Source organism: Aeromonas sp. MaB10011B (assembly GCF_017939325.1).
GTDB classification, from domain to species: domain Bacteria; phylum Pseudomonadota; class Gammaproteobacteria; order Enterobacterales; family Aeromonadaceae; genus Aeromonas; species Aeromonas caviae.
In genome coordinates this window covers 58,832-80,625 of sequence record NZ_JAGKRK010000020.1, presented here as the reverse complement: position 1 = coordinate 80,625, position 21,794 = coordinate 58,832, and the positions used below count along the sequence as shown (strand labels likewise).

The 21,794-nt window shown below is 63.0% G+C and carries 22 protein-coding genes; 11 read left to right on the top strand and 11 right to left on the bottom strand.

What is annotated here, in order from left to right; translation table 11 throughout:
* Positions 1-12 precede the first annotated feature (12 nt).
* From J9893_RS08000 to J9893_RS07990, 3 genes are all read right to left on the bottom strand, one after another.
* The gene (locus tag J9893_RS08000) at positions 13-480 is read right to left on the bottom strand and encodes a GyrI-like domain-containing protein (protein WP_102948229.1); all 468 of its coding nucleotides are present in this window, start codon (positions 478-480) and stop codon (positions 13-15) included.
* Positions 481-500: 20 nt separating this feature from the next.
* The gene (rsmS, locus tag J9893_RS07995) at positions 501-656 is read right to left on the bottom strand and encodes a pleiotropic regulatory protein RsmS (protein WP_010674200.1); all 156 of its coding nucleotides are present in this window, start codon (positions 654-656) and stop codon (positions 501-503) included.
* An 84-nt stretch (positions 657-740) separates the two neighbouring features.
* Positions 741-1,208: an acyl-CoA thioesterase gene (locus J9893_RS07990; RefSeq protein ID WP_010674201.1), complete on the bottom strand. Its 468-nt coding sequence runs from the start codon at positions 1,206-1,208 to the stop codon at positions 741-743.
* A gap of 173 nt (positions 1,209-1,381) precedes the next feature.
* On the opposite strand from J9893_RS07990, the gene J9893_RS07985 reads away from it, so the two are divergent.
* On the top strand, positions 1,382-2,032 hold the full coding sequence (locus J9893_RS07985; RefSeq protein ID WP_042015902.1) for a tellurite resistance TerB family protein: 651 nt from the start codon (positions 1,382-1,384) through the stop codon (positions 2,030-2,032).
* A gap of 159 nt (positions 2,033-2,191) precedes the next feature.
* Entirely contained in the window at positions 2,192-2,650 is a 459-nt protein-coding gene (locus J9893_RS07980) for a GNAT family N-acetyltransferase (RefSeq protein ID WP_010674203.1), read from the top strand.
* 26 nt (positions 2,651-2,676) lie between these two features.
* Here the strand turns inward: J9893_RS07980 and J9893_RS07975 are convergent, their stop codons facing one another.
* Positions 2,677-4,125: a PLP-dependent aminotransferase family protein gene (locus J9893_RS07975; RefSeq protein ID WP_182954283.1), complete on the bottom strand. Its 1,449-nt coding sequence runs from the start codon at positions 4,123-4,125 to the stop codon at positions 2,677-2,679.
* 120 nt (positions 4,126-4,245) lie between these two features.
* Between J9893_RS07975 and J9893_RS07970 the strand changes: the two genes are divergently transcribed.
* Genes J9893_RS07970 through J9893_RS07960 form a run of 3 tightly spaced genes read left to right on the top strand, consistent with a single transcriptional unit; the run spans position 4,246 to position 7,086 of the window.
* Positions 4,246-5,817 carry a cytochrome ubiquinol oxidase subunit I gene (locus tag J9893_RS07970; RefSeq protein ID WP_048207353.1) on the top strand — a complete coding sequence of 524 codons (1,572 nt, stop codon included), beginning with the start codon at positions 4,246-4,248 and terminating at the stop codon, positions 5,815-5,817.
* Positions 5,817-6,944, top strand: a complete 1,128-nt coding sequence (gene cydB, locus J9893_RS07965; RefSeq protein WP_041212772.1) for a cytochrome d ubiquinol oxidase subunit II — start codon at positions 5,817-5,819, stop codon at positions 6,942-6,944. Before J9893_RS07970 ends, cydB begins: the two co-directional genes overlap by 1 nt.
* A gap of 28 nt (positions 6,945-6,972) precedes the next feature.
* The gene (locus tag J9893_RS07960) at positions 6,973-7,086 is read left to right on the top strand and encodes a CydX/CbdX family cytochrome bd oxidase small subunit (protein ID WP_010674207.1); all 114 of its coding nucleotides are present in this window, start codon (positions 6,973-6,975) and stop codon (positions 7,084-7,086) included.
* 63 nt (positions 7,087-7,149) lie between these two features.
* Here the strand turns inward: J9893_RS07960 and J9893_RS07955 are convergent, their stop codons facing one another.
* The 5 genes from J9893_RS07955 to J9893_RS07935 all read right to left on the bottom strand — a co-directional run bounded on the left by J9893_RS07955 (position 7,150) and on the right by J9893_RS07935 (position 10,848).
* Positions 7,150-8,319 (bottom strand): MFS transporter, encoded by a 1,170-nt coding sequence (locus tag J9893_RS07955; protein ID WP_010674208.1) that lies wholly within the window; start codon positions 8,317-8,319, stop codon positions 7,150-7,152.
* 435 nt (positions 8,320-8,754) lie between these two features.
* Positions 8,755-9,558, bottom strand: a complete 804-nt coding sequence (gene dkgB, locus J9893_RS07950) for a 2,5-didehydrogluconate reductase DkgB (RefSeq protein ID WP_041212773.1) — start codon at positions 9,556-9,558, stop codon at positions 8,755-8,757.
* 67 nt (positions 9,559-9,625) lie between these two features.
* A complete protein-coding gene (locus J9893_RS07945; protein WP_041212774.1) occupies positions 9,626-9,916 on the bottom strand; it encodes a putative quinol monooxygenase in 291 nt (96 codons plus the stop codon).
* Between the two features lie 153 nt (positions 9,917-10,069).
* Positions 10,070-10,435: a VOC family protein gene (locus J9893_RS07940; protein ID WP_182954261.1), complete on the bottom strand. Its 366-nt coding sequence runs from the start codon at positions 10,433-10,435 to the stop codon at positions 10,070-10,072.
* 26 nt (positions 10,436-10,461) lie between these two features.
* Positions 10,462-10,848 carry a DUF6404 family protein gene (locus J9893_RS07935; protein ID WP_010674227.1) on the bottom strand — a complete coding sequence of 129 codons (387 nt, stop codon included), beginning with the start codon at positions 10,846-10,848 and terminating at the stop codon, positions 10,462-10,464.
* Positions 10,849-11,016: 168 nt separating this feature from the next.
* Here J9893_RS07935 and J9893_RS07930 point away from each other — a divergent pair, with 168 nt between their 5' ends.
* Positions 11,017-11,919 (top strand): LysR family transcriptional regulator, encoded by a 903-nt coding sequence (locus tag J9893_RS07930; RefSeq protein ID WP_041212776.1) that lies wholly within the window; start codon positions 11,017-11,019, stop codon positions 11,917-11,919.
* Between the two features lie 181 nt (positions 11,920-12,100).
* Here J9893_RS07930 and glpK read toward each other — a convergent pair whose 3' ends face one another.
* Both glpK and J9893_RS07920 read right to left on the bottom strand, forming a co-directional pair.
* Positions 12,101-13,603: a glycerol kinase GlpK gene (glpK, locus tag J9893_RS07925; RefSeq protein ID WP_010674229.1), complete on the bottom strand. Its 1,503-nt coding sequence runs from the start codon at positions 13,601-13,603 to the stop codon at positions 12,101-12,103.
* 54 nt (positions 13,604-13,657) lie between these two features.
* Positions 13,658-14,506 (bottom strand): MIP/aquaporin family protein, encoded by an 849-nt coding sequence (locus J9893_RS07920; protein WP_039038615.1) that lies wholly within the window; start codon positions 14,504-14,506, stop codon positions 13,658-13,660.
* Between the two features lie 490 nt (positions 14,507-14,996).
* On the opposite strand from J9893_RS07920, the gene glpT reads away from it, so the two are divergent.
* The 5 genes from glpT to J9893_RS07895 all read left to right on the top strand — a co-directional run bounded on the left by glpT (position 14,997) and on the right by J9893_RS07895 (position 21,765).
* Positions 14,997-16,352, top strand: a complete 1,356-nt coding sequence (gene glpT / locus J9893_RS07915) for a glycerol-3-phosphate transporter (RefSeq protein WP_041212777.1) — start codon at positions 14,997-14,999, stop codon at positions 16,350-16,352.
* Between the two features lie 101 nt (positions 16,353-16,453).
* The gene (locus J9893_RS07910) at positions 16,454-17,212 is read left to right on the top strand and encodes a DeoR/GlpR family transcriptional regulator (RefSeq protein ID WP_010674233.1); all 759 of its coding nucleotides are present in this window, start codon (positions 16,454-16,456) and stop codon (positions 17,210-17,212) included.
* A 449-nt stretch (positions 17,213-17,661) separates the two neighbouring features.
* Positions 17,662-19,149 (top strand): glycerol-3-phosphate dehydrogenase, encoded by a 1,488-nt coding sequence (gene glpD / locus J9893_RS07905; RefSeq protein ID WP_039038617.1) that lies wholly within the window; start codon positions 17,662-17,664, stop codon positions 19,147-19,149.
* Between the two features lie 102 nt (positions 19,150-19,251).
* On the top strand, positions 19,252-20,331 hold the full coding sequence (gene glpQ, locus J9893_RS07900) for a glycerophosphodiester phosphodiesterase (protein ID WP_103243388.1): 1,080 nt from the start codon (positions 19,252-19,254) through the stop codon (positions 20,329-20,331).
* Positions 20,332-20,691: 360 nt separating this feature from the next.
* Complete coding sequence (locus J9893_RS07895) at positions 20,692-21,765, top strand: 3-deoxy-7-phosphoheptulonate synthase (RefSeq protein ID WP_010674236.1); 1,074 nt, start codon at positions 20,692-20,694, stop codon at positions 21,763-21,765.
* Positions 21,766-21,794: the final 29 nt, after the last annotated feature.

Genomic DNA, 21,794 nt, shown 5'->3' with positions numbered 1-21,794 from the left:
GGCGGCCAGGGGTCAGGCCAGGGCCTGTTTTGGCACCACGGCGAGCCAGATTTCCACTTCGCCGCTGCCGGTGGCGGCGTCAAAGCGGGCACCGTAGCGCTCGAAATCCGGCTGCTGGGCAGATTGATAGTCCGACTGCGCGAGCCACGCCAGGGCCTGCCTCCAGGTATGTGGCAGGGTCGCGACATGCCCCTGATGCAAGAAAATGGCGTAGGTCTGGGGGGCGATGCGCATGCGGCCAAGCCCGGGAGGCAGCACCTCCAGGGCGGCGACCTCCACCCCGCAGAGGTATTCGCAGTGGGTGTCGGTGGCGGCGCAGATGGCGCCATAGGCGTGCTCCCCGAGCTGCCCCGGCAGGGGAAGCAGGGCGCTGAGGTCGCGCCACTGGCCGGCGAAGTCCCCCTGCTCGAAGGGGTGGTGACGGCGCAACCCCCCGAGGAGCATGGCGCGGCCTTGTTCGATGCGAATGGGTGCTGACATGGTGCCTCCTGCGGGGGCGCTCAGGCCTCCCGACCTTCCTCGAGCTTGCGCTCATAATCCCGGCGAACGATGGCGAGTGCCGCCAGGGCCAGCGCGGGGGCGATGTGGTTAGTTTCCAGCAGTTCAATCAGATCCACCGCGAGCTGGACCTCGGGGGGGGCATTTTCCAGGGACATCTTGGGTTCTCAAGGGCAAGGGTGGTCGCCATTATAGCGCCCGGCGGCGCGAAGACACGCCCCGGCTGCCCGGGGCGGGACGGGTCACATGTGCTGGCGCATCTCCTTGTCCAGCTCCTCGCGCAGGGCCATCAGCTTTTTGGCGTACTGCTGCAACTGCAGATCGCTCTCGCTCACCGGCTGCCACTGGGGCACCGGAGTGGGTTTGCCATGCTCGTCCATGGCCACGAAGATGATGATGCAGTGGGTGGTCTTGCGCCGCTCCGGGTCGGTGGGGTGGCGGCTGTAGACATCCACCGCCAGGTGCATGCTGGTGGTGCCGGTGTGGATCACCTTGGCGTGCACCTCCACCAGTTGGCCTATCTGGATGGGGCGCAAGAAGCGGATGCCCCCCACATAGACGGTGACGGCATAGCCGCCACACCAGCCGGCGGCGCAGGCGTAGCCGGCCTGGTCAATCCACTTCATCACCATGCCGCCATGGACTTTGCCGCCAAAGTTGACATCGGCGGGTTCGGCGAGAAATTGCAGGGTCAGTTCACGGGCGCTCATGGTACTTCCTTATGTCGAGGCAAGGGGGGACTCCTTGGCTGTCCCCCGGGGACAATAGCAGCGGTCGGGGCCGGCACTGATCCAACCAGCGCCTCTTCTTGTCTGCGTCGTCATTCACCTTGAGTTCAGCGCAGGCGGCCCAGCATGACTCATCACGCGAGCGAGGAGGCCCCATGAAACAGATGCTGGAGCAATTGATGGGAGCTGGCAAGGGCTGGCTCAACGACGGTGGTGACACGCGCAAGGCCCAGATGAAGGGCATGGCGCAGGGGGGATTGGCCGCCGGGGCCATGGCGCTGCTGCTTGGCAACAAAAAGATGCGCAAATATGGCACCAAGGTGGCGGCGGTGGGGGGGGCGGCAGCTCTCGGGGGGCTGGCCTACAAACTCTATCAGGACTGGCAGACCCAGCAGTCCACCCCGGCCCAGCCGACCCAGCCCCTCGACACCCTGGAGGGCAAGGCCCTGGATGCCCGCGCCAATCTGCTGGTGCGTGCCATGGTGGCGGCGGCCCGGGCCGACGGCCACATCGATGCCGCCGAGCGCCAGAAGATCCAGGAGTACCTGACCGAACAGGGGGAGCGGGATGCGGCCCGCTGGATTGACGCCGAGCTCTCCCGCCCCCTCGACCCCCATGTCCTGGCGCGAGAAGTGACCGACATGGAGCTGGCGACCGAGGTCTACCTCGCCTCCCTGCTCACCATCGAGGTGGATCACTTCATGGAGCGCGGCTATCTGGACGAGCTGGCGCGTGCCTTGAAGCTGGATGACAACCTCAAGGGGAGCATAGAGCGCCAGGTGGCCCAGCTGGGGGCGCCGGGTTGATTCCGCATTGCCATCAGGATTGTCCACAAGGCCCCGTCATGGGGCCTTGTCGTTGCCGGGGGCTGTTGATTGCCGTGACGAGCCGATAAGATGCGGGTTCCAAAGGGTGACCGCCGAGCCTCTTTCCTCGCTGGCGACCCTCACTGCAAGGAGCATCAGGTGGACATTCGCAAGGCAACTGAACAGGATATCGACGCCATTCTGGCCCTGAACCGGCAGATAGGTCAGCTCCACTTCGAGCAGGTGCCCGAGGTGTTCTGCCCCCCGTCCCCGGAGGACCGGGCCTTCTTGCTCGGCGCCATAGCCGACGAGGCGCGTCTTTTCTGCGTGGCGGTGGTGGCGGGGGAGGTGGCGGGTTTTCTCACCGCCCGCATCGACCTCAACGAGAGCGTCCCTTTTCTCAGCAAGCTGCCCGTCTGCCGCATCACGACCGTGGTGGTGGATGAGGGGCTGCGCTCCCGGGGCATCGGCCGGGCGCTGATCGCCCACGGGGACCAGTGGGGCAAGGCACGGGGCGCAAGCCAGCTGCGCCTGGAGGTGATGGCTTTCAACGAGCGGGCCAGGGCCCTCTACGAGCGATTGGGCTTCAAGGCCCAGTCACAGACCATGGCCAGGTAAGGCACACTCGCTTGCAAAAGGGCCCGTTACGGGCCCTTGTCGTGTGAGGCGTCAGGGGGGCTCTGCCAGGTTTCCCGTTGCCGGGCGATGAGGTCCGCAAGCCGGTTGAGCGCCGCGTCCAGCTGCGGGCTCCAGGGATAGGAGCTGTTGAGGCGCAGGCAGTGGTTGTGCTGGCCCTGGCTGGAGAAGAGGGCCCCGGGGGCGATGGAGACGCCCTGCGCGATGGCGCTGGCATAGAGCGCCCGGCCATCGAGGCGGGCGTCAAATTCGAGCCAGAGAAAGTAGCCCCCGTCGGGGGAGGAGATACGCGCCTCGGGGAAGAGGCGCATCAGGGCCGCCCGCATCTGCTGCTGACGCTGGGCTAGGGTGTGGCGCAGGCGGCGAAAGTGGGCGTCCACCCCGCCCTGGCGCAGCATGTCGGCCAGCGCCAGCTGACTGGGCACATTGGTCGACAGGGTCGACATCAGTTGCAGCCGCTGGATGCGCTCTGCGTGGCGCTTGGCCACCACCCAGCCGACCCGAAAGCCCGGTGCCAGACACTTGGTCCAGGAGCCGCACAGCAGGCTCTCTCCCCGCGCATCCCAATGGGTGATGGGCCTTGGCCGCTCGCGCCCGACATAAAGCTCCGCATAGACGTCATCCTCCACCAGGGGAACCTGATGGCGGTTGAGCAGACCCATCAGCGCCTGCTTGTGCTCATCCGGCATGGTGTGGCCGAGGGGGTGCTGCACATTGCCCATCAGCCAGCACGCCTTGACGGGGCGCTGGGCGAGGGCCTCCTCCAGCAGGGCGAGATCGATCCCCACCCCGGGGATCACCGGGATCTCCACCACCTTGAGCTTGAGCCGCTCGATGGCCTGCAGGGCGCCGTAGAAGGTGGGGGACTCCACCACCACCCAGTCGCCGGGCTCGGTCAGCACCTGAAGACTGAGGGAGAGCGCCTCCATGGCCCCCGTGGTGATGATGATCTGCTGGGGATCCACCGCCATCCCCTCGCCGGCGTAGCGCCGGGCGATGGCGCGGCGAAGTGCCTCGTTGCCGGGGGGCAGATCTGCCACCGTGCTGAAGGGATCGAGGCGGCGCATGCAACTGCCGAGGGCCCGGCCGAGCTGGGGGTGGGGGAAGAGTGTCGGGTCCGCCACCGCCATGCCAAGGGGCACCAGCTCCCGTGACTTGCTCGCCTGCAGCACCTCGAACACCAGATCGTTGATGTCCACCGAGCCGCTGTAGCGGGCCTGCTGGGGCTGGCTCTCCCGCTGGGCCGTGCTCGCGGCCTTGACGTAGTAGCCGGACTGGGGCCGCGCCAGGATGAGGCCCCGGCTTTCGAGCAACTGATAGGCCTGGAGCACCGTCATGGGGCTGAGGCCATGGGTCTTGCAGCTCTGGCGGATGGAGGGGATGCGCTCCCCCGGCTGCCAGAGGCCGCTCGTGATCTGCTGTTGCAGCTGGTCTGCCAACTGGCCGTAGCGGGACATGGTGGGCCCAAACTGTTATAGGTGTTTTTCACTATAACTGCATCTGTTATAGGTGTCATGGACCATGGTGTACTTGGCGGGCGAAAACCTGTCCGTTAAATGCAACATAGAGAGTCATGCATGATAAGCCTGGATGATGTGGTCAGCCTCTCCCGAATACAGTTCGGCGCGACGGCGATGTTCCACTTTCTGTTTGTGCCCCTCACCCTGGGGCTGTCCTGGATCCTGGTGATCGCCGAGTCGGCCTACGTGATGACCGGCAAGGTGATCTACAAGGACATCACCCGTTTCTGGGGCAAGCTGTTTGGCATCAACTTCGTGATGGGGGTGACCACCGGGATCACCCTGGAGTTCCAGTTCGGGACCAACTGGGCCTATTACTCCCACTATGTCGGCGATATCTTCGGCACGCCGCTGGCGGTGGAGGGGCTGATGGCCTTCTTCCTCGAGTCTACATTGGTGGGCCTTTTCTTCTTCGGCTGGGACAAGCTCTCCCGCGGTCAGCACCTGCTGGTGACCATGCTGGTGGCGCTCGGCTCCAACCTCTCCGCCCTCTGGATCCTCATCGCCAACGGCTGGATGCAAAACCCGGTCGGCGCCGAGTTCAACCCCATGACCATGCGCATGGAGCTGGTGGATGTGGCCGCGGTCATCTTCAACCCGGTGGCCCAGGTCAAGTTCGTCCACACGGTGGCGGCGGGCTATGTGGCGGCCTCCCTGTTCGTGATGGGGGTGAGCAGCTGGTATCTGCTGCGCGGCATGGAGGTGCGCTTCGCCCTGCGATCCTTTGCCATCGCCTCGGGCTTTGGCCTCGCGGCCATCCTCTCGGTCATCGTGCTCGGGGACGAGTCGGGCTATCGCTCGGGGGAGGTGCAGAAGGTCAAGCTCGCCGCCATCGAGGCGGAGTGGGAGACGGAGCCCGCCCCGGCTTCTTTCACCCTGTTCGGCCTGCCGGATCAGCGTGCCGAGACCACCCACGCGGCCATCAAGATACCCTATCTGATGGGCATCATCGCCACCCGCTCCCTGGATGAGCAGGTGACGGGCCTCAAAGATCTGAAAGCGCAGCACGAGGCGCGCATTCGCAGCGGCATGCTGGCCCACGAGGCGCTCGAAGCGATGCGGGCAGACGGCAGCAACCAGGCGGCGCGAGCCACCTTCGAGCGCCACCGCAGCGATCTGGGCTACGGCCTCTTGCTCACCCCCTATGCCAAGGAGATTGGCAAGGCGGACGAGGGGGCCATCGCCAAGGCGGTGGAGGACTCCATCCCCCAGGTGGCGCCGCTGTTCTGGAGCTTTCGCCTGATGGTGGGCATCGGCGTGGCGCTGCTGGCGCTCTTTGCCGCCGCCTTCCTGCAGCTGTGCCGGGGCAGGCTGGTGCAATCCCCGCGGCTGCTCAGGGCCCTGCTCTGGTCTATTCCGCTGCCCTGGATTGCCATCGAGGCGGGCTGGTTCGTGGCGGAGTTCGGTCGCCAGCCCTGGACCATCAGCGACGTGCTGCCGGTGTCGGCCTCCGTCTCCCTGCTGCAACCGGGGCAGCTCTGGTTCAGCCTCATCGCCATCTTCCTCATCTACAGCAGTCTGCTGGTGGTGGAGTTGTTCTTGTTGCGTCATGTGATCCGCAAAGGGCCTGCCAGCCTGCAGACGGGTCGTTATCAAGGTGAAGTGTTGCAAAACGGGAGTCCTGCCTGATGGATTACGAAACCCTGAAAGTGATCTGGTGGGGGCTGGTGCTCTTCCTGCTGGTCGGCTTCGTGGTGATGGATGGCTTCGATCTCGGGGTCGGCATGCTGCTGCCCGTGGTCGGCAAGACGGATGACGAGCGGCGGGTGCTGCTCAACAGCGTGGGGCCGGTGTGGGAGGGCAACCAGGTGTGGCTCATCGCCGGTGCCGGCACCCTGTTTGCCGCCTGGCCCCTGGTCTATGCCGCCGCCTTCTCGGCGCTTTACGTGCCCTTCATGTTCCTGCTGTTCGGTCTCTTTTTGCGCCCGGTGGGCTTTGACTATCGCAGCAAGCTGCCGGACCCGGTCTGGCGCCGCTGGTGGGACCGCGCCCTGGTGGTGGGTGGTCTGCTGCCGACCCTGGTGTTTGGTGGCACCCTTGGCCTGGTGCTGCAAGGGCTGCCGTTTCGCTTCGATGCGGCCCTTCGCATCCACTATGGCGCCTTTGCGTTCCACTGGCCGCTGCTGTTGACCGCCATGGGGACGGCGCTGACGCTGCTCTTGCTGCACGGTGCCAGCTTCCTGCAGTGCAAGACCCAGGGGGCCATAGCAGCGCGCAGCGCCCGCCTCGCCCTCTGGCTCGGCCCCCTGGCGAGCGCCCTCTTTGCCCTTGGCGGCGTCTGGCTTGGGGAGATGGCGGGGTATCGCATCACGGCCATCGGCGATCTCAACGGCGCCCTCACTCCGCTGATGAAAGAGGTGGTGGCGGTGCCGGCAGGCTGGCTTGGCAACTTTGTCGCCCATCCGGTGCTCTGGGCCGTGCCTGTGTTCGGGCTCCTGCTGCCCCTGGTGTGCGCGCTGGCAAGCCGCCTCGGCAAGTCCGGGCTGGCGCTCGTGGCCAGCGGCGGTGCCTGCGCCGCCATGATGCTGACCGTGGCCATCGCGCTCTTCCCCTTCGTGCTGCCCTCGTCCCTGGATCCGGCCAGCAGCCTGACCCTGTGGGACAGCACCTCCAGCGAGCGCACCCTGCTTATCATGCTGGGGATCGTCGGGGTACTGATGCCGGTCAACATCGGCTACACCCTCTGGGTCTACCGGGTGGTGCGCGGCAGGGTCAGCGCCGAGCAGGTGCGCCAGCACGGCCACAGCCTCTACTAATCCGCTTCAACACAAGGATCAATGCGATATGTGGTATTTCACCTGGTTGCTGGGGCTGGGGTTCGCCTTGCTCTGTGGGCTGGTCAACCTGCTCTGGCTGGAGGCGCGCTGGGCCGCCGATGAGGATCTCAAGGAGCCCTGAGTCTCGCATCTTGCCCATGAAAAAAGGCCGACACAGGGTGTCGGCCTTTTGCTTGCCCGGGGGTCAGGCAAGGGCGGCGCGGCGCTCGCCCGCTTCGCTGACATGGGTGAGGCCGTAGGCCAGCAGCACGATGAGGGCGCCAATCCAGGGGGTGTGCATCAGGCCGAGGTGCTCCACCACGAAACCGCCGACCACGGAGCCCAGCGCAATGCCGACGTTGAAGGCGGCGATGTTGAGGCCGGAGGCCACATCCACGGCATTGGGGGTGTGGCGCTCGGCCTGTTTCACCACCAGTACCTGCAGACCCGGCACGTTGCCAAAGGCGAAGGCGCCCCACACCAGCACGGTCAGTACCGCCAGCACCGGGTGCGGTGCGGTGAAGGTGAGCACAAGCAGCACCACGGCGAGCCCGGCGAACAGCAGCTTGAGAGCGGGCAATGGGCCCATCCGGTCGGCGAGCTTGCCGCCCCAGATATTGCCGACGGCGACCGATACCCCGTACACCAGCAGAATGAGGCTGACCGCGCCGGCGCTAAAGCCGCTCACCTGTTGCAGGATGGGGGCGAGGAAGGTAAACGCCGTGAAGGCACCGCCGTAACCGAGCGCCGTCTTGGCGTAGACCAGCAGCAAGGGTTTCCTGGTAAGCACCGAGAGCTGCTCGCGAACGCTGGAGGCGGCCCCCTTCGGCAGGTTCCCCGGTACCAGCAGCAGGCTGCCCACCATGGCGACGAGGCCGAGCAGGCTCACCACCAGGAAGGTTTCGCGCCAGCCAAAGACCTGACCAATCCAGGTGCCAAGCGGGACGCCGGTCACCAGGGCGACCGTGAGGCCGCTGAACATGATGGCGATGGCGCTGGCCGCCTTCTCTTTGGCCACGAGACCCGTGGCGATGGTGCTGCCCACCGAGAAGAAGACCCCGTGGGCCAGCCCGGTGAGGATGCGGGCGACAATCAGGCTCTCGTACCCGGGGGCCTGCCAGGCCAGCAGGTTGCCGACGGTGAAGAGGGCCATCAGCCCCACCAGCAGCCACTTGCGCGGCAGCTTGCCGGTGAGTGCCGTGAGCACGGGGGCGCCGATGGCCACCCCAAGGGCATAGAGGCTGACCAGGAGGCCCGCCGAGGGGAGCGAGACATTGAGCTGCTCGGCGATGGTGGGGATGAGCCCCACGATCACGAATTCGGTGGTGCCTATGGCAAAGGCACTTAAAGTGAGGGCAAATAACGCCAGTGGCATAACAACTCCTTGGATTGGGACTCCCGACGGGAGAATGGCGCCAGTATGCCGAGGGTGTTTGTTGGTAAAAATGACGGCAACGTCAAATTACTTTTGCCAAATCAGCAGCAATGGGGCCGTGAAATGGGGTATTGGGAGTGGTCGAGGCAACTGCGGCAAGAGCGGCCGTAGCGCGCGAGGTGGGTGCAGAGACAACGCGCACGGCGGCAACCCGTGCAGAGCGAGCCGGGACAGAGAGAAAAGAGGAAATAGAAATGAGGTAAGAGGTAAAGGATTGAGGGAAGGTGTTGGAGGAGGACTCGGGCGGCGGTGACGCGCGGTATTGGGGACAAAAAAAGCGGGAGGCATTGTGCCTCCCGCTGGTGCTGAAGAATGTCATTGAGCCTTATTTGCTCCCTTCTCCCCTGGCGGGAGAAGGGCTGGGGATGAGGGGGATCAATCCCAATCCGGCGCAAAGTCCGGGTTGGCGCAGCGCTCACCCCGATCCAGGGTGGCAATCTGCGCCATCTCGTCGCTGCTGAGCCGTACCTTGAGTGCGGCCAGGTTGGCGGCCAGATTCTCCCGTTTGGTAGAGCTCGGGATCACCGTCATACCCTGGGCCAGCAGCCAGGCCAGCGACACCTGGGCCGCCGAGACGCCGCGGCGCTTGCCGATCTCCATCAGCAGCGGCTCGGCGAGCACCTTGCCATAGGCGAGCGGCATATAGGCGGTGATGGCGATACCCTGCTCCTGGCAGAACTCGACCACCTTGCGGTTTTGCAGCAGGGGGTGGATCTCCACCTGCTGGTGGGCGATGGCGCCCGGCCCCAGGATCTCGACCGCCTGTTTAAGCTGGGCCACGGTGAAGTTGGAGACCCCGATCTCCCGGGTCAGGCCCCGGGCTTTGGCCTCGGCGAGTTGCTCCAGATAGACCGCCATCGGCACCTCATCCTGGGGGGAGGGCCAGTGAATGAGCGCCAGATCCAGATAGTCGGTGCCGAGTTTTTCCAGGCTCACTTCCAGGCTCGGGATCACCTTGCCCGGACCGAACTCGCTGGTCCACACCTTGGTGGTCAGGTAAATATCCTGGCGGGGCACGCCACTCTCGCTCATCAACTGGCCGACTTCGGCCTCGTTGTCATAGATCTGGGCGGTATCGATATGACGGTAGCCAAGTTCCAGCCCCTGGAGCAGGGAGTCGCGAAGGGGCTGATCTTTCAGGCGGAAGGTTCCAAGACCCAGGTTGGGCATCTTCATCATCAAATTCCTCAAGTTATTGTTTCTACGCTCAAATGATGGGCTTTGCCTGCGCCGAGGGCGGAGGCAGTCAGGCGCGCCGGTAGCGGCTCACGACCCGGTTGGCAAACCAGGGGGAGGCGAGGCTGGCAAAGGCGATGTAGTGGGGCTGCTGCTGGTGGGCGAGCAGGGCGGCTTCACTCTCCCACTCCTCGTACAGCATCCAGCTATGGGGGCTCTCCAGGCTCTGATGCAACTGGTAGCGAAGGCACCCCGGCTCTTGCAGGGTCGCGGCGATCAGCGGCTCGAGGGCAGCGCGAAACTGGGCGGCGAATTCGGGTTTGGCGTCAAGCTGGGCAATCACAATCAGGGGGGATGGCATCTGAACCTCCTCGTTAAGACGGGAGTCAGTATGCCCGCCCCAGACTGGGGGATACAGGGCAGCAGTCGCAAAACACTATTGAGGTGAGTGCAGCAATGTGGCCTCCCCATGGCTGGTCGTGGTGCAGGTGGGCCAGGGGAGGGCGGAATATTATCAAGCGCTGGCCGGTTCGGACCAGACCGCAAATTCATTGCCGCTGGGCTCGACAAAGTGAAAGCGGCGGCCACTGGGAAAATCGAACAGGGGGCGCACTATGGTGCCGCCATGCTGGCTCACCTTGCCCTGGGTCGCCTCGATATCGGCGCTGTAGAACACCAGGAGCGCCCCGCCCCGAGCACTCTGGCTGCACATATCTGCGCGGTAGAAGCCGCCATCCAGCCCTTCTCCCTCGAAGGCGCAATAATCGGGGCCGTAGTCGGCGAACTGCCAGCCGAAAGCGGCCTGAAAGAAGGCTTTGGTGGCGGCAATATCCCTGGCCGCAAACTCCACATAGTTCAGTTTTTCATGGGCCCTGGTCATAAGGGTTTCCTTGTCGATATCGGTGGTTATTTCGGTTGCCAGCGCTTTTGCGTGGGGCTTGTGGAGTGGGGCAAGGCGTCCCAGGGGGTCAGCTTGAGCTGCTTGCGCCTAAACCAGAACCAGGTCCCCATCAGCAGACCGAGCCCGATGCCAAACAGCAGGCTCTGGCGCAGGGCAAACCCCGGGCTCACCTCATCCTGCCAGCCAAGGCACCACATCAACACCCCCCAGATAGCGCCGATGGGGAGTCCCAGGGCAAGAACGTTGATCAGAAAGCGTTCGTAGTGGGGCGGCCTGATGGTGAACCCCGCCTTTCGCAGCAGCCAGATGATCGGCGGGTTGTAGTTGAGCGTTTGCACGCCCTTCTCGGCCAGCTCCCGATGGGCGGCGGCCAGCCTGTTGTCGAATGTCATGGATCGTCCCTGTCATAGTGTGGCGCCATACGGTGCCGGTTGGCGGCATTGTACTGGCAATGGCGCAGATAAAACAGGTGGTGCGTCACGATACGAAGCGACGCCTGTCTTGCCAACTCCCGGTCATTGCACCTATAAAGACCCATTACTCTTGCCAGGATGACAACAATGAAGACCCATTCCGATGAATTGACCCTGTTTGTGGCGGTGGTGGAGGCGGGCAGCTTTCGCCAGGCGGCGGAGAATCTCGGCATGGATAATTCCGTGGTGAGCCGCGGCATCAAGCGTCTCGAAGAGAAGCTCGCCACCGTGCTCCTCAACCGCACCACCCGCCGGGTCAGCCTGACCGAGGAGGGGAGCTGGTTCTATCAGCGGGCGGTGAAGATCCTGACCGAGATGAGCGAGGCGGAAGGGTTGCTGCTGATGCGCCGGGAGCAGCCGGAGGGCATATTGCGGGTGGACGCCGCCACCCCCTTCATCCTGCATAGATTGGTGCCCATCATCGGCGAGTTTCGCCGCCGCTACCCCGCCATCGAGCTGCAACTGCACAGCTCCGAGGGCTTCATCAACCTGATGGAGCGGCGGGTGGACATGGCCATTCGCATCGGCGAGCTGACGGACTCCTCCCTGCGGGCCCTGCCGCTGGGCCGCTCGCGGCTGCGGCTGCTGGCCTCCCCCGACTATCTGAAGGCACGCGGTACCCCGCGCCAGCCGGCTGACTTGCTGGCGGGCCACGAGCTGCTCGGTTTTTTGCACCCCGATCACCTCAATCATTGGCCCCTATTGAGCGAGGAGCAGGGGGACCGATTCGCCATCACCCCGACCCTGCGGGCCAGCAGCGGGGAAACCTTGCGTCAGCTGGCGCTGGCGGGGCAGGGGATCGTCTGCCTGTCGGACTTCATGACGGGGGATGACAGGGCGAGCGGGGCGCTGGTGGAGGTGCTGGCCCGCAGCAACAGCGGCGCCTCGCGCCCCATCCATGCGGTCTTCTACTCCGATGCCCAGCGGGACATCCGGCTGCGGGTCTGGCTCGATTTCCTGAAAGAGCAGCTCGGTGCTGAGGCGTTGTAGAGGGCATGTCGACAGCTCCAACCCCCTCCACGAGGGGGAGGGGTCATTTTCTCCCACCCCTTGGCAAGGGAAGGGTTGGGGTCGGGGGCGGTCAGAACAGTCGTGCTCGCCAATAAAAAGAGGCCGACATCGCTGTCGGCCTCTTTGCTTTTTTCATCTCAAGGACGCGTCGGTTACCCCATCACTCCTCTTCGGCCCAGCGGCGTGAACGTTCCACCGCCTTCTTCCAGCCGCTGTAGCGCTTGGCGCGATCGTCGCGGTCCATCTGCGGGATGAACTCGCGGTCCACGCTGAACTTGTCTTCCAGCTCTTCGGAGCTCTTCCAGAAGCCCACGGCGAGGCCGGCCAGGAAGGCGGCGCCCATGGCGGTGGTCTCGATGCGGGTCGGACGCACCACAGGGGTGTGCATCATGTCAGCCTGGAACTGCATCAGGAAGTCGTTGGCCACGGCGCCGCCATCCACCTTCAAGGCTGCCAGCTTGATGCCGGAGTCCTGCTGCATGGCATCCAGCACGTCGCGGCTCTGGTAGGCGATGGATTCGAGCGCCGCACGGATGATGTGGTTGCGGTTGGCGCCACGGGTCAGGCCGACCATGGTGCCGCGAGCATACGGATCCCAGTAGGGGGCGCCCAGACCGACGAAGGCCGGTACCAGGTAGACGCCGTTGGTGTCGCCAACCTTGGAGGCGAAGTAGTCGGTGTCGCGGGCATCGTGAATGATCTTCAGCTCGTCACGCAGCCACTGGATGGTGGCGCCACCCATAAATACCGCACCCTCGAGGGCATAATTCACTTCCCCTTTCGGGCCGATGGCGACCGTGGTCAGCAGGCCGTTGCTGGAGCGAACCGGCTCGGTGCCGGTGTTCATCAGCATGAAGCAGCCGGTACCGTAGGTGTTCTTGGCCATCCCTTTTTCGAAGCAGAGCTGGCCGAACAGGGCGGACTGCTGGTCACCGGCGATACCGGCGATGGGGATGCGGGCGCCGCCGCCACGGGTGGTGTAGCCATAGACCTCGGAGGAGGGTTTGACTTGCGGCAGCATGGAGGCGGGGATGCCCAGCTCGTCCAGCATGCGCTCATCCCACTTCAGGTCGCGGATGTTGTAGAGCATGGTGCGCGAGGCGTTGGTCGGGTCGGTGACGTGCACCTCGCCGTTGGTCATCTTCCACACCAGCCAGGTGTCGATGGTGCCGAACAGCAGCTCGCCGTTCATTGCCTTCTCGCGGGCCCCTTCCACGTTGTCCAGGATCCACTTCACCTTGGTACCGGAGAAGTAGGCATCCAGCACCAGGCCGGTGTTTTCGCGAACGTACTCTTCCAGGCCCCGGGCCTTGAGCTCTTCGCAGATGGCAGCGGTACGGCGACACTGCCAGACGATGGCGTTGTAGATGGGCTTGCCGGTGGCCTTTTCCCAGACGACGGTGGTTTCACGCTGGTTGGTGATGCCGATGGCGGCGATCTGCTCGCTGTGCAGGCCGCTCTTGGCCAGCACTTCGGTGAAGACGGAGGACTGGGTCGCCCAGATCTCCATGGGGTCGTGCTCGACCCAGCCCGCTTTCGGGTAGTGCTGGGTGAATTCGCGCTGGGAGGTCGCGACGATGTTGGCGTCCTGATCGAAGACAATGGCACGGGAGGAGGTGGTGCCCTGGTCCAGCGCAACGACAAATTTCTTTTCAGCAGACATGATGTTCTCCACGTTTTTATTTTCCACGTTGTTACACGTTGGGGAGGGCCGCTCTCAGGCGGCGGCCTCTTCTTTGTTAGACAGCTTGGCGGCTTCTTCGGTGGCGACGCGGTTGCCCGGGACGCAGGGAGCCAGCACTTTCACATACAGGGCGGTACCGATCTGGGCGCCGACGATGGGGCCAAGGATGGGGACCCAGAAGTAGGGGTTGTCACGACCACCGGTCAGGGCCACGTCACCCCAGCCAGCCACGAAGGCGAACAGTTTGGGGCCGAAATCACGGGCCGGGTTCATGGCAAAGCCGGTCAAGGGGCCGAGGGAGGCGCCGATCACCGCGATCAGGATACCGATGAGCAGGGCGGCGGCGAAGCCTTTGGGGGCGCCGTTGTTGTTGTCACCCAGTGCCATGATGCCCAGCATCAGGACGGCGGTGATCACCATCTCGACCGCGAAAGCCTGCATGTTGGAGAGCAGGGCATTGGGGTAGGTGGAGAAGATGCCTGCGGTGCCGAGGCTCTCGACGCTGCCGCGCACCACGTTGTGGGTCAGCTCCCACTGGGTGAACAGGTTGCTGTAGAGGGCGTAGACCAGGGCGGCGGAGGCGAATGCCCCGGCTATCTGGGCGATGATGAAGGGCACCACCTTGCGCTTGTCAAAGCCGCAGAAGGTCATCAGCGCCAGGGTCACGGCAGGGTTGAGGTGGGCACCGGAGATGCCACCGGTGACATAGATGGCGATGGCGACACCCAGGCCCCAGGTAATGGAGATTTCCCATTGCCCGAAGTTGGCGCCAGCCAGCACCAGGGCGGCCACGCAGCCGACGCCGAAGAAGATCAGCAGGCCGGTGCCGATAAACTCGGCGAGGCACTCGCCAAGCAGGGTATTGGGTCTTTGTATGCTCATAGTTGTTATTCCTTATATCCACCCACAGTAGGTTTGATGTTCCGTTTTGTTATCTTTCATTCCCATTCATTGCGCCCGAAAACGTTTCTTCTTGTTTTTTGAGCTTGCGCAAACGTTATGCTCGTTTGCGCTCGTTCTTGGACGAGAGAGAAAATAAACCTTCTGCGTCAATTCACCATACCCTCGCCACCGGAAATGTGGGCAAGATCCCATTCATTGCTAAGAAAATGTGACGAAAAGCAACAGTTGTCGGCCATATTACTCCTTAGTGAGTAGCTAAAAGCCACGCCATGCGTGGGCTGACCCTGGATGCGCGTTCACTCACTACGTCACAATTTTTGTAATAAAACTGCAATAATTTAGCGCTCATCACAGATTAAATGTTCACAAATGAGCACAGTAGGCTCGCTTGCGAATCAAGACGCGTCTGATCGCCGGCATGAGCGGGGCGTCCTCAACCGCCCAGAACAACAATAAAAGGAAGCAGAACATGCTTAGTCTCTTCAGGCCTGCACCCCATATCGACCGGCTGCCGGCCGACAAGGTGGATCCCTTCTACAAGCGCATGCGTTGGCAGGTGTTCTTCGGGATCTTCTTCGGGTATGCAGGTTACTACCTGGTACGGAAAAACTTCAGTCTGGCGATGCCCTACCTCATCGAGCAGGGCTTCTCCCGCGGGGATCTGGGTCTGGCCCTCTCCGGCGTTTCCATCGCCTACGGTCTCTCCAAATTCCTGATGGGGAACGTGTCGGACAGATCCAACGCGCGCTACTTCCTCTCCGCCGGTCTGCTGCTCTCGGCAGGCATCATGTTCATGATGGGGACCATGCACTGGGCTACCTCCAGCATTGGCATCATGTTCGTGCTCCTGTTCCTGAACGGCTGGGCACAGGGCATGGGCTGGCCCCCCTGCGGCCGTACCATGGTGCACTGGTGGTCACAGAAGGAGCGGGGTGAGATCGTCTCGGTCTGGAACGTGGCCCACAACGTGGGCGGCGGCATGATAGGCCCCCTGTTCATCCTCGGCATGGGCTGGTTCAACGACTGGCGCAGCGCCTTCTATGTGCCTGCGGCGGCGGCGGCGGCCATCGCGGTGATCGCCTTCTTCGTGATGCGCGATACCCCGCAATCGGTCGGTCTGCCCCCCATCGAGGAGTACAAGAACGACTACCCGAAGGATTACAACGAAAGCCACGAGCAGGAGTTCTCCGCCAAGGAGATCTTCATGAAGTACGTGCTGCACAACAAGCTGCTCTGGTACATCGCCATCGCCAACGCCTTCGTCTACCTCATCCGTTACGGCGTGCTGGACTGGGCGCCCACCTATCTGAAAGAGGCCAAGGACTTCAGCGTGGATCACTCCTCCTGGGCCTACTTCCTCTATGAGTGGGCGGGGATCCCGGGCACCCTGCTGTGCGGCTGGATCTCCGACAAGATGTTCAAGGGCCGCCGCGCCCCGGCAGGCATCCTGTTCATGGTGCTGGTGACCCTTTCCGTGCTGGTCTACTGGTTCAACCCGGCGGGCAACCCGACCATCGACATGATGGCCCTGGTCGCCATCGGCTTCCTCATCTATGGCCCCGTCATGCTGATCGGCCTCTACGCCCTGGAGTTGGCGCCCAAGAAGGCGGCCGGTACCGCGGCGGGCTTCACCGGCCTGTTCGGTTATCTGGGTGGCGCGGTCGCGGCCAACGCCATGCTGGGCTACACCGTTGACCACTTCGGCTGGGACGGCGGCTTCATGGTGCTCACCGTCTCCTGCGTGCTCTCCATCATCCTGCTGGCCATGACCCTCAAGCACGAGAACGAGTCGATTGCCGCCAAGGCGGCTGCCCATAAGGCATAAAACGTGATCCTGCCCTTATCGATTGGAAAAGGGATCAGGTACACTGCCAAAGGCCCCGCACCTGCCGGGGCCTTTTTTCGTCTCATCTGCGGAGTGCAAGCGTGAAGCAAACCCAACGACATCTGGAGATCCTGGACGTCCTGACCCGGCAGGGTTTCGTCTCGACCGACGATCTGGTGACCCATTTTGACGTCAGCCCCCAGACCATTCGCCGGGATCTCAACGATCTCGCCGAACAGAACAAGATCCGGCGCCATCACGGCGGGGCCTCACTGCATTCGAGCACCGTCAACACCGCCTACAGTGCCCGCAAGGTGATGCAGCTCAAGGAGAAGGAGCGCATCGCCCGGGAAGTGGCCGCCAACATCCCCGACGGCTCGTCGCTCTTTATCGACATCGGCACCACCACCGAGGCCATCGCCCGGGCCCTGCTCGACCACCGGGAGCTGCGCGTGGTCACCAACAACCTGAACGTCGCCAGCATCCTGACCGCCAAGGATGACTTCACCGTCATCATCGCCGGCGGTGAAATTCGCAACCGGGATGGCGGCATCGTCGGGGAGGCGACCCGCGACTTCATCGGCCAGTTTCGCATGGACTACGGCGTCATCGGCATCTCGGGCATCGACAGCGACGGCTCCCTGCTCGATTTCGACTATCACGAGGTGAAGATCGCCCAGGCCATCATCGCCCACTCCCGCCAGGTGTTCCTGGCCGCCGACCACACCAAGTTTGGCCGCAACGCCATGGTCAACCTCGGCAACCTCAACCAGATCCACGCCCTGTTCACGGATCAGGAGCCGCCGGAGAAGCTGATGCGACTGATGTCCCAGCATCAGATCGCCTGCCATATCTGCTGAGCTTCCCCGCACAGGCATCAGGCCGCCTCGGGGCGGCCGCTTTTTTTCCTGGCCCTCCCGGCCTGCGGCGTCTCCCTTGCGGCGCCTAAGCGGCCAGTTCCTGGCGCTGATACTCCTTCTTTGACCCCCTGATGTTGCCCCCGCACTCGGGCACCCGGTTTGCACCGACGCTAGGCGCCTGCGAGGAATTCACGTCATCGCCTTCATCACCTTGCCCCATGGGCACCCCCATCCGACACTCTTTGTTCTCCTCCCTGCCCGAAATGGCTGTTTCCGGCAGACCTTAGCCTTGCCAGGCCGTCACCGACTGGCAGCATTTTTAGCATTGTGAAAACAATCGCGATCACATTTCTCTCACGAAATGTTCGTTTATTGGTTTTTCATGTTCTAATATGAGCGAAATCAAACATTGCTGTCATGGCAAACACAAAATAAGAAAGTAGGTGAACATGAGCGAACATTATGATCTGGTCGTCGTCGGCGGCGGCATCAACGGGGTCGGCATCGCGGCAGATGCGGCGGGGCGGGGGCTGAAGGTGGCGCTGTTCGAGGCGAGCGATCTCGCCTCTGCCACCTCGTCCAACTCCAGCAAGCTGATCCACGGCGGCCTGCGCTATCTCGAACATTACGAATTCCGGCTGGTGAAAGAGGCGCTGGCGGAACGGGAGGTCCTGCTCGGCATGGCTCCCCACATCGCCCGTCCCATGCGTTTTCGTCTGCCTCATCGCCCGCACCTGCGTCCGGCCTGGATGATCCGAGCCGGTCTCTTCCTTTATGACAACCTGGCCAAGCGGGACAAGCTCAAGGGGAGCTGCGGCCTGCGCTTCCTGCCACAGGACGGTCTCAAGAGCGGCATCAACAAGGGCTTTGAATACTCGGATGCCTGGGTCGACGACGCCCGGCTGGTGGTGCTCAATGCCATGCTGGCGCGGGACAAGGGCGCCGATGTGCAGACCCGTACCCGCTGCGTCAAGGCGGTGCGCGGATCCAAGCACTGGACCCTGACGCTGGAGCGGGAAGGGGGCGAGCAGTTCACCGTCAGCTGCCGTGGTCTGGTCAATGCGGCGGGCCCCTGGGTCAAGACCTTCTATGACGAGAGCCTGAGCGAGAAATCCCCCCGCGGCATTCGCCTCATCAAGGGGAGCCACATGATAGTGCCGCGCATCCATGAGCGCGAAGAGGCCTACATCCTGCAAAACGAGGACAACCGCATCGTCTTCGTCATCCCCTACCAGCAGGACTATTCCCTCATCGGCACCACGGACGTGGAGCACAAGGGCAGCCCGCGGGAGGCCAAGATCAGCGATGCCGAGATCAACTATCTGTGCAAGGTGGTCAATGCCCACTTCACCAGGCAGATAAGCCCGGCAGACGTGGTGTGGACCTATGCCGGGGTGCGCCCCCTGTGTGACGACGAGTCCGATTCACCCCAGGCGGTGACCCGGGACTACACGCTCGAGCTCAGTGGTGAATCCGACGGCGCGCCGCTGTTGTCGGTGTTTGGCGGCAAGCTCACCACCTACCGCAAGCTGGCCCAGGCCGCCTGCAACAAGCTCAAGCCCTGGTTCAGCCAGATGGGAGAGGACTGGACCGCCTCCTGCCGGCTGCCCGGTGGCGAGTTCGACTGCTCGGTGCGTGAACTGGCGCGTGCCTTTGCGCTGGAATTCGACTGGCTCGACGATCGCAGCGCCCTGCGCATCGCCGAAGCCTATGGCGCTCATGCCCGCCTCTGGCTGAAGGAGGAGCGCGGCCAGCACTTTGGCGCCGGACTGTATGAATCCGAAGTGCGCTATCTCATCGCGCGCGAATGGGCCCACTCCCTGGAGGACATCCTGTGGCGCCGCAGCAAGCTGGGGCTGCGCCTGTCGGAATCCGAACAGCAGCAGCTCGGTGCCTGGCTGCTCGAGCACCACCACGCCCTGCCCGAAGCCTGCTGATGACCCATGGCGGGCGGCCTTTGCCGCCCGCCGTCAAACTGCAATAAACCCCTGCTATAACAATTACCTGCATCCTACACACCATAACAACGAGACCTCTTGATGAAGCAACCTCACCGTACCCTGATAGCCCTTGGCCTTGGGGCTGCCCTGGCGCTGCCCGCACTGGCCGCTGACGAAGGCAAAATCGTGATCGCCCACCGTGGTGCCTCCGGTTACCTGCCGGAACACACCCTGGAATCCAAGGCCCTGGCCTATGGCATGGGCGCCGACTATCTGGAGCAGGACCTGGTGATGACCAAGGATGACCAGCTGGTGGTGATGCACGATCACTTCCTCGATGGCATCACGGACGTGGCCGAGCGCTTCCCCGGCCGGGCCCGCCCGGACGGTCGCTACTATGTGGTGGATTTCACCCTGGACGAGGTGCGTTCCCTGCGCATGACCGAGCCGTTCCAACTGGTGGACGGCAAGCAGGTGCCGGTCTATCCGGCGCGCTTCCCGTTGTGGAAGTCGAGCTTCAGGATCCACACCTTCCAGGAAGAGATCGAGATGATCCAGGGGCTCAACAAGAGCACCGGCAAGCACATCGGCATCTACCCGGAGATCAAGGCTCCCTGGCTGTTCCGCCACGAAGGCAAGGACATCTCCAGGGCTGTGCTCAAGGTACTGAAGGAGTACGGCTACACCAGCAAGAGCGACAAGGTCTATCTGCAGTGTTTCGATGCCAACGAGCTCAAGCGCATCAACAGCGAGCTGATGCCCGCCATGGGTATGGACTTGAAGTTGGTGCAGCTGATGGCCGAGACCGACTGGAACGAGACCATGGTCTACGATGCCAAGGGCAAGGCAACCCCCTATGACTACGACTGGATGTTCAAGCCGGGGGCCATGAAGACCATCGCCACCTATGCCGAGGGGATAGGTCCCTGGAAACCCATGGTGGTAACCGAGCCGGGCACTCCCGGCAAGCCGGTCTTCACCGGCATGGTGAAAGAGGCCCACGCGGCCGGTCTCAAGGTGCATCCTTATACCTTCCGTCAGGATGAGGGGCAGATCCCGGCCTATGCGAAAGACTTCACCGACCTGCTCAACATCTTCCTCTACCAGGCCGATGTGGATGGGGTATTCAGCGACTTCCCCGACAAGGCGGTCGAGGCTATCAAGGCCCACGGCAAATAATAAAAGAAGAGCAACACGGGAATGCAAGCGGGGCCAGGTGCCCCGCTTTTTTGTGCCCGGCGTCATCGCCGGGATGAGGGGCCATGAGAGGGGGACAGAGAGATGATATTGAAATGGATGGATGTAATCTAATGTTTACGATTAGGGGCTAATTTGGCCTCGCGAGTCGCTACTTTTGAGTTGTTTCACTCTGCATTCTTGGTCATTTATCCATCTATCAGCGTGCAAAGACGCTGGTTTCACTTGATTGTTTGTTTTTCCTTGGTAAGGTGGGGGCGGTTGCGTAACAAAGCGCTGACTTGTGTAAATAAAAATATACGGTCAGCGCCCTTGGCTTGAAACAGTAGAGAGAATGAGAAGATGCAAAGAGATCCCCTGAACAACATCCATATCCAGTCCGAACAAGTGATGATCACGCCTGCCCAGCTCAAGGAGAAACTGCCCATCTCCGATCGCGCGTTGGCATTCGTGCAAGGGGCCCGCAATACCATCGCCGACATTATCCACCGTCGCGATCACCGCCTGCTGGTGATCTGTGGTCCCTGCTCCATCCACGACATGGACGCCGCCAAAGAGTACGCAACCAGACTCAAAGCGCTGCATGACGCCTATCAGGACTCTCTCTACATTGTCATGCGGGTCTACTTTGAGAAGCCGCGCACCACGGTCGGCTGGAAGGGCTTTATCAACGATCCGAACCTGGATGGCACCTTTGACGTGGAGCTGGGTCTGCACCGCGCCCGCGAGCTGCTCTGCTGGCTGGCCGAGCTGGAGTTGCCGCTGGCCACCGAGGCGCTCGACCCCATCAGCCCGCAATACCTGGCGGAGCTCTTCTCTTGGTCGGCCATCGGTGCCCGCACCACCGAATCCCAGACCCACAGGGAGATGGCGTCCGGCCTCTCCATGCCGGTCGGCTTCAAGAACGGCACCGACGGCAACCTCGGCACCGCCATCAATGCGCTGCAGGCGGCCTCCAGCCCCCACGCTTTCATGGGGATCAACCAGCAGGGTCAGGTCGCGCTGCTGCAGACCCAGGGTAACCCGGATGGTCATGTGATCCTGCGCGGCGGCAAGCACCCGAACTACGACTCGGTCAATGTGTCGCTGGCGGAAGAGGCGCTGGAGAAGGCGGGTTTGCTGCCCGGTCTGGTGGTGGATTGCAGCCACGGCAACTCCAGCAAGGATCACCGGCTGCAGCCCAAGGTGGCCGACAACGTCATTCACCAGATCCAGGAGGGCAACCGCTCCATCATCGGGGTGATGCTCGAATCCAACCTGTTCGAAGGCAACCAGTCCAGCGAGCAGCCCAAGTGCGAGATGCGCTACGGCGTCTCCATCACCGATGCCTGCATCGACTGGGAGACCACGGATGCGCTGCTGGCCCGCTGCCACAGCCAGCTGGCGGCACCACTTTTGGCCAGAACATCGGCATAAGCCGTGGTATCTTGTTGTAACTGATTGAA

What these genes read in the sequence shown, in the direction of transcription:
- J9893_RS08000 (WP_102948229.1), bottom strand. Translation starts at nt 480, where the DNA reads ATGTCAGCACCCATTCGCATCGAACAAGGCCGCGCCATGCTCCTCGGG.
- rsmS (WP_010674200.1), bottom strand. Translation starts at nt 656, where the DNA reads ATGTCCCTGGAAAATGCCCCCCCCGAGGTCCAGCTCGCGGTGGATCTG.
- J9893_RS07990 (WP_010674201.1), bottom strand. Translation starts at nt 1,208, where the DNA reads ATGAGCGCCCGTGAACTGACCCTGCAATTTCTCGCCGAACCCGCCGAT.
- J9893_RS07985 (WP_042015902.1), top strand. Translation starts at nt 1,382, where the DNA reads ATGAAACAGATGCTGGAGCAATTGATGGGAGCTGGCAAGGGCTGGCTC.
- J9893_RS07975 (WP_182954283.1), bottom strand. Translation starts at nt 4,125, where the DNA reads ATGTCCCGCTACGGCCAGTTGGCAGACCAGCTGCAACAGCAGATCACG.
- J9893_RS07970 (WP_048207353.1), top strand. Translation starts at nt 4,246, where the DNA reads ATGATAAGCCTGGATGATGTGGTCAGCCTCTCCCGAATACAGTTCGGC.
- cydB (WP_041212772.1), top strand. Translation starts at nt 5,817, where the DNA reads ATGGATTACGAAACCCTGAAAGTGATCTGGTGGGGGCTGGTGCTCTTC.
- J9893_RS07960 (WP_010674207.1), top strand. Translation starts at nt 6,973, where the DNA reads ATGTGGTATTTCACCTGGTTGCTGGGGCTGGGGTTCGCCTTGCTCTGT.
- J9893_RS07955 (WP_010674208.1), bottom strand. Translation starts at nt 8,319, where the DNA reads ATGCCACTGGCGTTATTTGCCCTCACTTTAAGTGCCTTTGCCATAGGC.
- dkgB (WP_041212773.1), bottom strand. Translation starts at nt 9,558, where the DNA reads ATGATGAAGATGCCCAACCTGGGTCTTGGAACCTTCCGCCTGAAAGAT.
- J9893_RS07945 (WP_041212774.1), bottom strand. Translation starts at nt 9,916, where the DNA reads ATGCCATCCCCCCTGATTGTGATTGCCCAGCTTGACGCCAAACCCGAA.
- J9893_RS07940 (WP_182954261.1), bottom strand. Translation starts at nt 10,435, where the DNA reads ATGACCAGGGCCCATGAAAAACTGAACTATGTGGAGTTTGCGGCCAGG.
- J9893_RS07935 (WP_010674227.1), bottom strand. Translation starts at nt 10,848, where the DNA reads ATGACATTCGACAACAGGCTGGCCGCCGCCCATCGGGAGCTGGCCGAG.
- J9893_RS07930 (WP_041212776.1), top strand. Translation starts at nt 11,017, where the DNA reads ATGAAGACCCATTCCGATGAATTGACCCTGTTTGTGGCGGTGGTGGAG.
- glpK (WP_010674229.1), bottom strand. Translation starts at nt 13,603, where the DNA reads ATGTCTGCTGAAAAGAAATTTGTCGTTGCGCTGGACCAGGGCACCACC.
- J9893_RS07920 (WP_039038615.1), bottom strand. Translation starts at nt 14,506, where the DNA reads ATGAGCATACAAAGACCCAATACCCTGCTTGGCGAGTGCCTCGCCGAG.
- glpT (WP_041212777.1), top strand. Translation starts at nt 14,997, where the DNA reads ATGCTTAGTCTCTTCAGGCCTGCACCCCATATCGACCGGCTGCCGGCC.
- glpD (WP_039038617.1), top strand. Translation starts at nt 17,662, where the DNA reads ATGAGCGAACATTATGATCTGGTCGTCGTCGGCGGCGGCATCAACGGG.
- glpQ (WP_103243388.1), top strand. Translation starts at nt 19,252, where the DNA reads ATGAAGCAACCTCACCGTACCCTGATAGCCCTTGGCCTTGGGGCTGCC.
- J9893_RS07895 (WP_010674236.1), top strand. Translation starts at nt 20,692, where the DNA reads ATGCAAAGAGATCCCCTGAACAACATCCATATCCAGTCCGAACAAGTG.